The sequence below is a fragment of the Candidatus Thioglobus sp. genome (assembly GCF_028599055.1).
In the GTDB taxonomy this organism is placed as follows: Bacteria; Pseudomonadota; Gammaproteobacteria; order PS1; family Pseudothioglobaceae; genus Thioglobus_A.
On sequence record NZ_JAQRMS010000024.1, the window covers coordinates 1 to 14294 of the forward strand.

Genomic DNA, 14294 nt, shown 5'->3' on the forward strand with positions numbered 1-14294 from the left:
CCCAATTGGCATCAGAAGCAAACAATGCGGTCTTAACCAACGGCGAATGTGCCACAGTATAAGCTACCTCTAAGCAATCCTTGTTGCTAGCACCACCCTTGACGCAAACCTCAACAAACTTTGTTGCCCCTTCGCCATCTTTAATAATTTGATGTGCCAATGATTGAGTAACCTCATTGAGCGCTTGTTGAAATTCACTCTCACACTGGCCAATACCCACCCCACTAGCACCTGTCGCACTTAGCGTACAAGCATCATTGGTCGAGGTGTCGCCATCTACCGTAATTCGATTAAATGATTGATTAGTCGCTTCACCTAAGCAAGCTTGCAATTGACTTTGAGTTGCCTCAACATCGGTAAAAATAAAACTAAGCATGGTAGCCATATCCGGGCGAATCATGCCCGAGCCCTTGGCAATACCGCTAATGCTAACAGTTTTACCGTTAACTTCAAACTGTACTGTAGCCGTTTTTTCCACTAAATCTGTGGTCAAAATTCCTTTAGCAACATCATTAATATGATGACCAAGATTGGCCACGGCAGTTGGCACGCCACTTTCAAATTTTGACACGTCAAGTTGCTGACCAATCACCCCGGTTGAAAACGGCAGTACTTGCTGAAGTTTAATGTCTAATGCTGTGGCTAAAATTTCACAGGTTTTAACCGTATTTTCCAACCCTTGTGTGCCCGTGCCAGCATTAGCATTGCCACTATTAATGAGTAAAGCCAAGGGCGATTGTTGCAAGTGATTTTTAGCCACCAGAACGGGCGCTGCACAAAATACATTTTGAGTAAACACCCCAGCAGTAGTCGTGCCGGGCGATAAGGTTATGACCGACAAATCCGGCGCGTCATTATTCTTAATGCCCGCATCAATTGATACTGATAATACGCCTTCTATGTTTAATAATGTATCGCTCATTTTTTTTATTAATTAAGTTTATTCTTTGCAGATATTGGATTACTTCTACAATCTAGCACTGCACATACTTCGATTGTATTTTGTTTCATTTTATAATAAATAGCGAACGGGAATCTTTTTGAAAGCAAACGATAGTATTTATCAAAATAAACAGGATGCGTAGAGTGATAAATAATAAGAGAATCAATATCAGCAAATAAAGTATCTAAAAAATAATCACCCAGTCCACTCGATTGTTTTTCATAAAAACCAAACCCTTCAACTAAATCATTACTAGCCGAAGGCAATATTTTTATCTTCATCTAGTTTTGCTAATAATCTGTTGTTTTGCTGTAGACCAATTAATTGAGGTTTCTTTGTTTTTTTCTCTAGTTTTTAAAACATCTAAATGCCAATCAGGAGAGCTAACTTGATCGTTATGACACAAATCATCCCAAATCAATTCCATGGTTGATAATTTTTGCTCAATACTCATATTTTTAATAGATAGGCTAGTCATTACACTATTCTCCGTCTGTTTTAGTGACATTATAAATGTATAGCTTGTCAATACAATAGATTATTGCGCTAACTTTTTATAGTCCTTTTGAAGATTTTTTATCTAATCGTTGAAAGATTAGCATTAATATCGAGCCAAATATCACCATCATCAACGCTGGCACGGCAGCACGCTCATACAATCCTTCAGCACTTAACTCATACACTTGGATTGCTAAGGTATCCCAGCCGAATGGACGCAATAGATAGGTTGCTGGCAGCTCTTTCATGACATCAACGGCTACCAATAAGCCACCGGCTAAAATACCAGGTGTCATCATCGGTAAATAAACTTGCCAAACAAGTCGCATTCTTGAGGCGCCAAGCAGACGCGCACTCTGAGTATAAACTGGCTTAATTTGCTGCGCAGAAGCTTCAATCGAACTGTAAGCAATCGCCATAAAACGAGATACATAAGCAAACAACAATAGTGCGATCGATCCGTAAATAATATGATTAATACTCTCGCCACCAAAATGAATATTGATTAATGACACTTGATTAATGCCGTACAACAAACCAACAGCCATCACCGAACCAGGCAGTGCGTAGCCCAATGTTGCTAGGCGAATGACACTTTTAAGCCAAATGCTAGCCTGCTTACATCTGCCTGGTAAGGCTAAAACAGTTGCCAATGCCACCGTAATTAAAGCAGCTGTAATGGTTAATATTGAAGTTGAGGTTATCAAATCAATGTATTTGGCACTCCACTCGTCAGCAACCGATGACCAGCCCCAAATAACTAGTTGTAGCATTGGCATTGCAAATGACAGCATAAATACACCAAATACAAATAAACTAATTAACCAGGCAATTACACCTGTTGCGTGATAAGGCTTTTTATTAGTAACATCGGCTGAATAATACTTAGCTTGGCCGCGTGCTTTTTTCTCAAAATAGATTAAGAAAAATGCCACCAAAACTAACAGCGATGCCAATTGCGCAGCCACCTCAATAGATCTAAAGTCACCCCAAGCGGAGTAAATAGCTGTGGTAAAGGTGTCATAGTTAAATAAACTCACCACGCCAAAATCAGCTAGAGTTTCCATAAGCGTAACCAGCAGCCCTGCTGCTGCAGCTGGACGCGCTAAAGGCAAGGAGATTTTAAAAAATACCCTTATTGGACTTGCACCCAACAACTTGCCCGCCTCAATCATACTAACCTTTTGGCGCTTAAACGAGGCACGTGTCATCATATACACATAGGGATAAAACACCAAAACAAAGGTAAGGATAATTGCCCACGAACCCGCACGAATATCAAACCCCGGCAGGCCTAATACTTCACGCATCCACACTTGTGCATAGCCCGAATAATCAAATACGCCCAAATAAACAAAAGCCAACACATAAGCTGGAATGGCGAACGGCAAAAATAGCGCCCACTCTAGCCACTTTCTGCCCGGGAATTCCACCATCACCACTAAGTAAGCAAGCACTGTACCTAGCAAGGTAACACCGACACCCACACCTAATAATAGAATAAGCGTTGAGCTGATTAAATCAGATAAGATGTTTTCAGAAAAATGCGCCCACAACTCATGCTCTGGCAGCGCCCAAGAAAACGCCACCACAAAGATTGGCATGGCCACCAACAAGGCGACAATACTTATCCAGATCTTTGATTTAAAGCAGTGTTTTTCCAAAATATTTCCTAATTAATTTCTAGCATTTTACTAAACAACAAAACCCAAGACCTCTTCAAGCCTTGGGTTTTGATGGGCAAATTTAAGCTTATCTGTAACCTTGTATTTGCATAAGTTTTACCCCATCAGCCTGCAAAATACCAGCTTGAGACAAATTCATGTCATCTTGCTTAAATGATCCCCAGGCCGATACTACATCATCTGAAGCAACATTTTGATTTGCTGGATACTCTTTATTAAGCGATCCGTAAATAGCCTGCGCCTTAGCTGAAGACAACCACTCTAATAACTGCGTCGCACCTTTTGCATTTGATGCATGCTTAGTCACACCAGCACCTGATACATTAACATGTACACCCGTGGTATCTTGATTAGCCCAAAAAATCTTAAGCGGCGCTGTTGGATTTTTCTCAATTAAACGACCAAAGTAATAGGTGTTAACCAAACCAACATCACACTGACCCGACAAGATAGCACTCATGACGTGCGAATCTTTAGCATTAGGTGTTGCTGCTAAGTTATCTACCCAGCCCTTAACAATATCAGCTGTTTTGTCTTTTCCATGATGGTAAATTAATGACGAAACTAACGACTTGGTATAAACCTTCTTACTGGTTCTTAAACATAACTTACCCTTCCATTTATCTGTTGCCAAATCAGCATAGGTTGACAACTCCTCTGGCTTAACTCGATCTGTATTGTAAACAATGGTTCTGGCACGAATAGACAAGCCCGTCCACAAACCCTGGGGATCTCTTAAATATGCTGGGATATTGCTTTTTAAAGTTTCAGTTTGAACGCTTTGAAATAAGTCTTGTGAGCCTGCATACCAAAGATTGCCTGCATCTACTGTCATAAACATATCAGCTTTGGTGTTAGCACCTTCAAGCTTTAAGCGTTCAATTAATGCGCCACCCTTTCCTGTTAGATACTCAACTTTGGTACCTGTGTCTTTGGTAAACGCTTCAAATAATGGCTTGATTAAATGTTCTTTTCTTGAACTATAAACAGTAACAGAATCGTCTTGTGAATTAAAACTTGATGAAGCCTGTGCACTCATTGTCGCTGAGCCAGCTAATACTGAAAATACAATGGTTGATGAAACTAGGGTTTTAATACTCACACTTTCTCCTTGAAATAAATTTAAATGATAATGATTATCAATTACGAATGATACACATTATCAAACAAGAGTCAACTGTTTATGCTTAATTTTTCCCACTCTATCAGCAAGGGTATTCGCTTCATCTCGATCATGGGTAACCAAAATAGAAGTGGTGTTCGTTTCTTTAAGAATTTGTCGAACCTGCAATGTTAACTGCTGACGATGATTTACATCTAAAGAAGAAAAAGGCTCGTCCATCAATAAAATTTTAGGTGCTGGCGCTAATGCACGAATAAGCGACACTCTTTGTTGCTCACCGCCTGATAATTGATGTGGGTATTTATCCTCTGAACCCTGCAAACCCACCATGGATAGTAGCTCACTAACGCGCTTTTTCTGATCTGATTTAGGCAAATGATTAATACCAAAACTGACATTCTTAAATACACTCATATGCGGGAACAATGCATAATCTTGAAACACCATACCCACTTCTCGAGATTCTGGCGCAACGATATGCTGACCATGATCCGACAGCCGTACGCCATCTAACTCAACACTACCTTGTTTAGTGTTATCCAAACCTGCAATAAATCTCAGTGTTGAGCTTTTACCACTACCGCTGTCGCCCAGTAGCGCGAAGATTTCTCCTTGAGCAAGTTCAAGCGTTAATCCATCAACAACGGTTTTGTTTTGATATTCGATTGATAGATTGGCAACAGACAGCATTGATAATGTAAATACAAATAAGAATGATTCTCACTATTATATAAGAAGTTGATAATAAAAAACAACAACTTATCAACTTATCTATTTACAATGTCGGCAGTTACTCTCAGTAGTAATTGGAATCACCATGCTTTTTGCTTTTTTACCAGTACGCATTAACATCGTAACCGATGCTAACAAAATACCAATAGATATACCAATCCATAACAATGAACTCATTGGATGTGAGGTAAAGGTACCGACTTGATAAAACACAGTTGCTGAAAAATAAGCCAATCCTGTGGCCCATAATCCACCAACCACCGCCCAAGTTTTACCCACTTCTCGAATCATGGCACCGAATGCTGCCACACAAGGGAAATAAAGCAAGATGAACAGCAAGTAGGCAAACGCACCTATCTTGCCATCAAAGCGTGACACCATAGCACCAAAAGTAGCTGTAGAGACTTCTTGGGTTTCAGCGGCCAGGGTTTGCGAATGAGTATCATCCAGAACACCCAATCCCAGCGGATCAGACAAGTTTTGCAAAGCATCATTCAAATTAGCTGGAATGGTTGCGAATGCCTCGCCTAAGCCTGCAACCAAGCTATATTCACTCGCTCCTTCCGCTTCAGCAACTTTCTCACTATCAATACTTGAATAAAGCGAGTCTAATGTACCTACCACAACCTCTTTTGCCAAAATTCCGGTAACAATACCCACCGTGGCTGGCCAGTTATCTTCATGAATACCCATTGGCTCAAATACCGGGGTTAGCGTTTGCGCCACTTTACTTAACACAGAATCTTTAGAATCTTGATGACCAAAACTGCCGTCAACACCCACACTATTCACCACATTAATTAAGGTAACCACTAAGACAATAATCTTACCTGCGCCAACAATAAAGCCTTTTAGTTTGTTCCAAGTGTTAATCATTAGGTTTCTAACAGATGGCAGTTGATAATTAGGTAATTCCATTAAGAAATCACTCGTATCTGCACCACCTTTAAACGCACGCTTTAGTATGAGACCGGTGAAAATTGCAAATAAAACACCAATGAGATACAACGCAAATACAATGTTTTGTCCACCTACTGGGAAAAACGCTGCTGCAAATAAAGCGTACACGGCAAGCCTTGCACCACACGACATAAATGGTGACATTAACACCGTGGTAATGCGCTCACGATGAGTATCAAGTGTTCTAGCTGCCATAATGCCAGGCACGTTACAACCAAACCCTACAATCAGTGGAATAAATGCCTTACCAGATAAGCCTATTTTCCTCATAAACTGATCCATGACAAAAGCCGCTCTGGCCATATAACCCACCTCTTCTAACAAGGTTAAGAATAAATACAACGCAGCAATAATAGGAATAAAGGTGGCTACCACTTGAATACCACCGCCAACACCATCTGCCAAAATTACTGTTATAAACTCAGGGGTGTTAATACTATTAAGTACATAGGCCGTGCCATCAATAAAAATTGTTCCAGCAGCCATATCAAAGAAATCAATCAAAGCACCACCAAAATTAATACTCACTAAGAATAGTAAATACATCACCACTAAGAAAAATGGCACACCCGTCCAAGATCCTAGTATTAACTTATCAACCTGATCCGAAACCGTTTTTTTAAGATTGGTGTCATGCTTAATAACCGCATTGGCAAATTTATTTGCCTGCTCAAATCTTGCTTCAGCCTCTAAGAGCTCAACCTGTTTATCATCGTTTGCATCTTTTGACGCTTGAATTTGTTCAGTTGGGTAATCAACCACCAGTTTTGAACTGGGTTTAAATTGGTCAATTGCATTTGAAAAAACAGATAAATCTAGCGACTCTTTTAGCGATATTGAAATCACTTCGCAACCCAGTTCCTGCTTTAATTGATCAATATTAATTTGCATACCGCGCTTACGCACCACATCCATCATATTAAGCAACACAACAACATTAATACCTAACTCTCTTAGCTGAGTTGTCAAATACAAACCGCGCTCAAGAGTTGAGGCATCAACTATATTAAAATACAAATGATCAGGATTATTCAGTGCAAAATCTCTGGCAATTTGCTCGTCCATTGAGGAATTTTTATCATCAATAGAATACACACCAGGTAAATCAACCACATTGTAGCTACTGCCATTAATGTTAAACTCACCCTCTTTACGATCAACTGTCACACCAGGCCAATTGCCCGTGCGCTGCTTGGCGCCGGTTAATAAATTAAATAACGTCGTTTTGCCAGCATTTGGATTACCAATTAGGGCGACTTGATTAAAACTCATAATTCACGCACCTTAATCAAACTTGCTAATGTTTTACCTAGGCTGATTCTTGCATTGCCCATAGCAATCACCATATCACCACGACGATTTCTAAGAATTGAAATTGATGCACCGGTGTTAATACCCAGGCCTAATAACTTGATTTTCTTCTCATGCGTCGCATTAATTTGACCAATCAAAGCTTGTTGACCAGTCTCCAAAGAAGATAATATTTTCATGGGTTAATTATCCTTTGAAATTAAGTGCTCATAGCGTTTATCTGTCAATGTATTTAAAAATACCACCAAGGCCTGAACTTTTCTATCGGACAACTTCTTGCCTTTTTTTAACTCATCATTATTAACCGTGTTTGGCACTTCAGCATCCGCCCAAGGCTGATTAGTTTCAGGATTGTTAACACGTTCTTTATTTATATATTTGTCGTAAAACTCAACCACAGTTGATAATTTAGCAAACACACCGTTGTGCATGTAAGGCCCAGTTACAGCAATATTTCGAAGCGTTGGCACTTTAATTTTTCCATCATGCTCATTTGAATTAATTTGTGGATTAGACAGAAAACCATGGTCAATCGTGGCAACATCCACACCGTTTGCCTGACGCAAGGCTATATTTGTTGGTACGCCAATATTGTGATATTCATAATTAGTAAAGGTTTCTCCCATAGCATCATCACGGCTTTTTAGCTGATGACAGGTTGAACAATTGGTATTATTATTTGAGAAAAATAATGAACGACCTAAATCTTCCAAATCGGTTAACTCGTACTCGCCTTTCAGGTATCGATCATATTTGGAATCAAACGGGGCAAAAGTTTCGGTTTTTTCAAATTCTGCAATGCTTTGTGCCATTGCTCCATAAGCCTTATCAGCATTATTAAAAATATCATCTCCAAAAATATCCTTGAATTGCTGACTATACGCAGGATGATTTTTAAATCGGTCAACTAACGCTTGCTTGCTTGGCATACCCATTTCAACCGGATTAGTTGGCGGCCCACCTGCTTGACCTGCTAAATCCGCTTCACGGCCATCATAAAATTGCCCGCCAATCCACTCTTTGGATTTTTTGTCAAAATGAAACTCTGGAGAAAGCATAGCGTAAGCCGCTGTTGGCGCATTACGATCGCCAATACTTTTGCCATCATCGCCCAGTGAAGCCATGCCAGCCACACCATTATCACGATCATCAATAAAACCATGAGCAGGATTGTGACACTGTGCACAAGACTGAGTATTGTTTTTTGATAAAATTGTATCAAAAAACAAAGATTGGCCTAGTACAGTCTTTTGTACCTTTATATCTTGCGTGCTATCTGAACATGCAGATAACAATAGAAATGGCAACAATAAAGCGAGTAATTTCATAATTTTTTTTGGGTGTTATTTGCAATTGTTGCAAATGATACCTATTATCATTTGCAAATGAAATTGATTTATATCAATAGTGTCAAAAAAAATGCTTTTTGAAAGATTGATAAATGGCAAAAAATGGAAAAAACACTAGATTTTGAAAATTTCCAAAATTTTTCATATCATCTGAATTTATCCCCAGTTTTAACCGGCCAACCCCCTTTGAAAGGGTTAAAGTGCCAAAAATCCAGTCCCAAATGGCTAAAAAACCACCAAAATTGGTATCAGTATGGTGTTTTGAATGGTGAATTTGGTGCTGATAAGGTGATATTAAAAATTTCTCAAATTTTTCACCGAATCCTAAGCGAATATGCGAATGTCTAAGGTTTGATCCAATCAGTGAGAACATAAATGCCAATATATTAACCCCTAAAATATCGTAAATATCAATCATTGCACCAAAAAAGAAGATAAACACGCCGCTAACCAATCCAATACTAAGAGAATATCTCAATCCAAACAATAATGACTCAACGGGGTGTACTCGATAAAAAGTAAGTGGATTTAGCACTTTGGCGCTATGATGCACTTTATGAAACTCCCAAAGCATTGGCATGGTATGCAAAAAACGGTGCAACCAATAGCGAGTAAAGTCACTAACGATAAATAAACTCAAGGTAAAGATAAACATAATTTGCGCATATGAAAATCCTTCTAATCGAGTATATCCATACTCACCCAACAAAGCGGCATTAACCCAGAGCGCCACTTCTTTCGCACCAAATAAAATCGGAAAAATAACCAAAACTTTAAAAAAAGCCATAAATACAAAATAGCCATAATCCAATATTGCGCTTGGATGCAGCCACAGTTTTTTGGAAAAATTAATACGCTTTTCTCTTGGATTAAGCCACAAATACGTCAGTGCAATGAGTAGTGAACTTAATAGAAAAATCCAAAAAATTCGCTTATTAGGATTGAGTAAATACTCGAGTGGATTAATCTCCATTATGTTATGTATTATAGGCAAGGCCTATAATACTAATCGCCGTCAGCATCTAACACCTTAGATACAAAGCCTAGTCGATCCATTAAAGCGATGTAGTATGACGTCATCAATTGACTCGTAGCATTAAATAACGCCACTCCTTTAGCGCTATCTAAATCTGAATCAACCATATCTTTGGCATTGCTGATTGATTTATTCAAGTGTGAAATGGCTGTATCAATTTCGGCATTGGCTTTATATTCACGTGCAATATCGCCAAAATCTTTATAGTTTTTGCTGTTAATCACCTGCTGATGAGTTTGCAAAATAGCCTTAATGGCATTAATACTATTGCCACTCAACACGTACTCTGCTCGACGATTATCAGCCTTACCTTTATACTTTTTACTCAAACCTACGACATCGCCAATACGCCACTCTTTAAGCTTATAAGTCCCTGCTACCAACGTATTTAGCAATACCGCACTGGCAAATTGCTCACTCTTTAAAAACTTGGCTTGATGCGTATGATAGCCATCTAGGATTTCTGTCAAATAACTAGCAATTGATTTTGAGATAATCAGTGCAATGGCCTTTACACGAGGATTAGTGATATCTTTAGTAAATAAAACATACTCTAGGGCGTTGATGGTTTTATGCGAATGTTTATAAAGCGCATAGGTTAAATCATCATCACTTTCAATAATTAAATCTAACTGAGATTTTATATCCTCATTATTGCCATGAAAAATATCGACATATCTTGGCGTATCAAGATAATCCTCATTAAGATCGCCGAGTAAATAAGTGGTTTCAACTTTTTTCCAGTCTCTAACCAAATTTGCAAAATTAGCTTTTGCAGCTTGTTGGTCTGATTTTGTAATGGAATTGGTTATATTGGTCGCACTACCAATAGCTTGATTGGTGTTGGCAATAATAACGCCATCAAAAAATGCTTGATTAACAGCTGACGCCGCAAACGACACAAACAAAGTCAAAACAACAATGATTTTTTTCATATGTAATCCTTATAAATTATCAACAAATTTTAACAATTCTGCACGCTGATCTTGTCTCAGATTCATAAATAAAGCTTTTGCTTTACTGGCCTCTCCCCCGTGCCAAAGTATCGCCTCTTCTACCGTTCTAGCCCTGCCATCATGCAAGAAGTTTTTCTGCTTGCCAAGAATTTGACTAACTCGATAGGTTTTCCATAATGGTGGCGTGCGCCACTCTGAGCCTGAAGCTAAAAACTCTTGTCTGCCATCGGCCAGACCTTTGCCCATATCATGCAATAAAAAATCACTATATGGATGAATAGATTTAACAGAAGATAATTGATAACTAGGCTGGTGACAATCACTACAACCCGTTGATTCAAATAACTGCACGCCCTTTTTATTAGATTTTTTTGAGCTTGGCAATGCCAAATTACTCAAATAAAAAGTAATAGCATTAAGCCTTGGCTCGGTTAAATCAAACTCAAAATAATCACCCTTGGGCGCCTTTAAACATTCAGTCTGTTTTGATGTGCAGGTTTCGTTTGGATGCAAAGGATTCGTTAACCCCATGTCACTCACCGCAGCATTAGCACTTTGATGTCTAAGCGTTGGTGCTGAAGCTTTCCAGGTATAACGACCAATTTCCGTTTTATTGGTTTCCAGCGACCAAACTCGGTTAGCCTTGCCAGAAATTCCGTCACCATTGATATCATCAACATCTTCATGAGCCAAAATTTGCTCGTCGGTTATTTGCTCGATTAACCCCAAGCCAACCAAAGCGGGTGCTATTCGTGCAGCAACAATCGCTTGCGGGTGTAGCGCACCATAGCCAAGATTGGTCAGCTTTAAATTAGGCTGTTGTAGTGTAGCTTGAGCGCCATTAGGATAGTTAATGTTCACATCCGTATACTCAACTTCCATTTTGGCTTCATACGGTACGCCAGATACACCATTAACACTCACCTGTGCACCGTAAGTCGGTTCAGCAATAAACCCTTGCATCTTTAATAATTGTTGATGTTTTTCTGAGTCATTAGCTGGAATAGAAAGCCGAACCACGTGTGATCGGTCAACCACTTGATCATGATCATAAACTTTGCCGCGGCCATTTTTATTATGGCAATTAACACAGGTGTTTGAATTAAATAGCGGACCTAATCCATCACGCGCAGTGGTGGCTGTTGGAGATTCAACCCAAGGAATTCGAAAAAAACTTTTGCCTAAAATAAACTGATCAAATTGATCATTGTCAAGACCTTTAGCTGGCAATAAAAAAGATTGGTTAATACTGTTATTGATTGATAATGCATGGCCTGCAAACAAGCATACAACTAAAAATATTGTGTTTCTAATTTTCATAAAATAGTCTATTTTTTATTTTAGAAATATACTAGATAAATACACTTCTAAAATAAAAAAGCCCTTGTCACCACTGCGGTCAGCGACAAGGGCTAATTACTAATTAAAGCCTAGGCTTATAGTTTAGTTTCTTCACCATCAGTGACATCACCAACAGTTAAGTCGATGCCGTTTGCACGTGATACGTAAATCATTTGATCACCAATCGCTCTTAACTCGTTCTTAAGCTTTTTAATTTGCTTAGCTTGTGAATCGTTAGGACGAATCTGGTGGTCAAAGTGACGAGAAGTTTGTGCCAATGCATTCATTTGATTAACCTTGTTATCAGCAGACTTAATAAGTGCCATTAACTCAGATTTATCTTGCATTGCATCTACTGGCGCTGTACCGTAAGAAACACCATTGTAAGTACCAAAGATTAAGTTTTTAAAACCTTGGTAGTTAGTAGTGATATCACGGTGCGTGTTGTCAGAAAAACAACTGTGTTCATCTTCTTCAGAAGGTGTCAATACGGCAACTGCAATACGCTCATTCGCAAGCTCAGATTTAACAAACACACCTAAACCAGCAAAGATTTGTGACAATGCAGTCTTTTCATCAATGTTCTTAGTGCTATCAGAATTATTACCTAATAATGCTGCCTTGTAGTTAGTGTTATCACCATCTGCCCATGCTGCAACCATTGCTTCAAGATCTGAAACGATTAATGCAGAAGCTGCATTTAGGTATTGCTTACGACGATCAGCATTTTTAGCGGTCGTGTAATCAGCAACAGTTCTTTGACCTGCAACTAATGCACCGTTAGTAACACTATCTTTCATGAAGTTAGCATAGTCTTGGTCTTGACCCCATAGTAAGAACTCAATAGCATGGTAACCCGTTGCAACGTTGGCATCGCCACCATTTTCATTCAATGCAGCAATAGCATCAGCCGTAATAGTAGACACGTTTACCACTGTTGGGTTTTCACCACCTGGGTTAAACATACCAGCAGTATCAATAATGTTGCCAGAAGTTGTGTTTCCTTTAGCATCTGTTGTGTAGTCGATCATGTTCTCATCTAGAGGCCATGCGTTTAACTGACCTTCAGGCGCACCGTACGCTTGCGCATGCCAGCCTTCTTCTGCATCAATCGGACCATTAGATAGTCTGAATGCTTCTGTTAAACCGTAAGACTCACGTGCCATTAACCAAGATGCTTTGGCTGTTGACATAGTGTCAGCCGTAGGATTATCAGTAAATCCTTTGATGGTTGCTTGCATGGTTTTTGCATCATTCAATGCATCAGAATAGTTCGCTGTTGCGATATCTGCATACGTGCTTAGTATTGGATTGGCTTCATTGTTTCCCCAAAATGCTTGTGCAGTTGTTGCTGCCATTGCAATGGTAAGAACCGATGAAATTGCAAATCTTTTTTGTGCTTTCATTATTACTCCTTGTTGTTGTGAAAAATGCTCGCCCAATGTAGCAAGGGCGAGCGACTTGTTAAAATTCATACGTTATTTTTGCGGTATTTACTGCTGAAGCACCTTTAACCTTATTACGCTCTAGTGCGAATGTAATACCTTCTGCTGGCGCTACACTGTAAGTAACACCAGATTGGTCACTGTTTGTGCCCTCGTCCTCATCACTTGTTGCATAAACAATTGTCGCATCCATACCTGCTAACGTGTGTGCATACGCCGCTTCAACATGTGTACCAACTAAATCAACGCCTGTTGTGCCCACAGTTACTTTTTCGTAAGCAATACTCATGCCATTACCTGCATCAAATCCCACTCTAATCGCTTTTGATTTACCAACACCTGATGTACCATCATTAAAATGATCATAACCAACACTAAACATGTCTGTTGCATAACCGATTGTTACACCACTGTCGTTATCAGTATCTTTGTATGAATACGCAGATACTTCAATACCACCAATATCAGTCGCCAACATTATTAAATCCTTGCCACCAATATCTGCACCAGTCACACCCTTAGTTAAAGGATCAGTAATCATGCCAGTAGAAAACCCACCAAATGGCACGCCAATACGGCCGATAGAAGCTGTAAAGTTTTCATTGTTGTAGTTAATCATTGCTTCGTCAAAAATAATGGTATCACTACTAGAGCTTTCTTTTTTAATAGTAACTGCACCATCAAATTCATCGCTCACAGCATGTGACATGGTTAATTTAGCATCGCCCCAAGCAGTCTTACCTGATGATGTGTATTCTGCACTTAGTTCACCACTAATAACAGTTGCTGAAGCAGCTGTTTCTAGTGCGGTGATTCTGTCTTTTAATGCGTCCATTTCTGTGCCTGCCAATGCAGAGGTTGTTGCACCCATAGCCAATACGCCTAGTGTTATAATATTATTTCTTTTCATAATGT

The 14294-nt window shown here is 39.3% G+C and carries 14 protein-coding genes; all 14 read right to left on the minus strand.

The window, feature by feature from the left end:
• A partial coding sequence (argJ, locus tag PSN35_RS02865) for a bifunctional glutamate N-acetyltransferase/amino-acid acetyltransferase ArgJ (protein WP_300029163.1) occupies nucleotides 1-922 on the minus strand: 922 nt, incomplete at its 3' end.
• An 8-nt stretch (nucleotides 923-930) separates the two neighbouring features.
• Nucleotides 931-1224 (minus strand): type II toxin-antitoxin system RelE/ParE family toxin, encoded by a 294-nt coding sequence (locus tag PSN35_RS02870; RefSeq protein WP_300029166.1) that lies wholly within the window; start codon nucleotides 1222-1224, stop codon nucleotides 931-933.
• Nucleotides 1221-1421 carry an addiction module protein gene (locus PSN35_RS02875; RefSeq protein WP_300029170.1) on the minus strand — a complete coding sequence of 67 codons (201 nt, stop codon included), beginning with the start codon at nucleotides 1419-1421 and terminating at the stop codon, nucleotides 1221-1223. The genes PSN35_RS02870 and PSN35_RS02875 overlap by 4 nt, the downstream gene beginning before the upstream one ends.
• A gap of 76 nt (nucleotides 1422-1497) precedes the next feature.
• Nucleotides 1498-3105, minus strand: coding sequence for an iron ABC transporter permease (locus tag PSN35_RS02880; RefSeq protein WP_300029173.1), 1608 nt, complete (start codon nucleotides 3103-3105; stop codon nucleotides 1498-1500).
• A gap of 88 nt (nucleotides 3106-3193) precedes the next feature.
• Nucleotides 3194-4228, minus strand: a complete 1035-nt coding sequence (locus tag PSN35_RS02885) for an extracellular solute-binding protein (RefSeq protein ID WP_300029176.1) — start codon at nucleotides 4226-4228, stop codon at nucleotides 3194-3196.
• A gap of 60 nt (nucleotides 4229-4288) precedes the next feature.
• Nucleotides 4289-4939, minus strand: a complete 651-nt coding sequence (locus PSN35_RS02890) for an ABC transporter ATP-binding protein (RefSeq protein WP_300029179.1) — start codon at nucleotides 4937-4939, stop codon at nucleotides 4289-4291.
• Nucleotides 4940-5020: 81 nt separating this feature from the next.
• Complete coding sequence (gene feoB / locus PSN35_RS02895) at nucleotides 5021-7213, minus strand: ferrous iron transport protein B (RefSeq protein ID WP_300029182.1); 2193 nt, start codon at nucleotides 7211-7213, stop codon at nucleotides 5021-5023.
• Nucleotides 7210-7431: a FeoA family protein gene (locus tag PSN35_RS02900; RefSeq protein WP_300029185.1), complete on the minus strand. Its 222-nt coding sequence runs from the start codon at nucleotides 7429-7431 to the stop codon at nucleotides 7210-7212. Before PSN35_RS02900 ends, feoB begins: the two co-directional genes overlap by 4 nt.
• 3 nt (nucleotides 7432-7434) lie before the next feature.
• Nucleotides 7435-8580 (minus strand): cytochrome c peroxidase, encoded by a 1146-nt coding sequence (locus tag PSN35_RS02905; protein WP_300029189.1) that lies wholly within the window; start codon nucleotides 8578-8580, stop codon nucleotides 7435-7437.
• An 82-nt stretch (nucleotides 8581-8662) separates the two neighbouring features.
• The gene (locus PSN35_RS02910; RefSeq protein ID WP_300029192.1) at nucleotides 8663-9574 is read right to left on the minus strand and encodes a sterol desaturase family protein; all 912 of its coding nucleotides are present in this window, start codon (nucleotides 9572-9574) and stop codon (nucleotides 8663-8665) included.
• 32 nt (nucleotides 9575-9606) lie between these two features.
• On the minus strand, nucleotides 9607-10572 hold the full coding sequence (locus tag PSN35_RS02915) for an imelysin family protein (RefSeq protein ID WP_300029194.1): 966 nt from the start codon (nucleotides 10570-10572) through the stop codon (nucleotides 9607-9609).
• 9 nt (nucleotides 10573-10581) lie between these two features.
• Nucleotides 10582-11913, minus strand: coding sequence for a di-heme oxidoredictase family protein (locus PSN35_RS02920; RefSeq protein ID WP_300029197.1), 1332 nt, complete (start codon nucleotides 11911-11913; stop codon nucleotides 10582-10584).
• 116 nt (nucleotides 11914-12029) lie between these two features.
• Nucleotides 12030-13340 carry an imelysin family protein gene (locus tag PSN35_RS02925; protein ID WP_300029200.1) on the minus strand — a complete coding sequence of 437 codons (1311 nt, stop codon included), beginning with the start codon at nucleotides 13338-13340 and terminating at the stop codon, nucleotides 12030-12032.
• 58 nt (nucleotides 13341-13398) lie between these two features.
• The coding region (locus tag PSN35_RS02930) for a hypothetical protein (RefSeq protein ID WP_300029203.1) at nucleotides 13399-14294 on the minus strand (896 nt) is incomplete at its 5' end.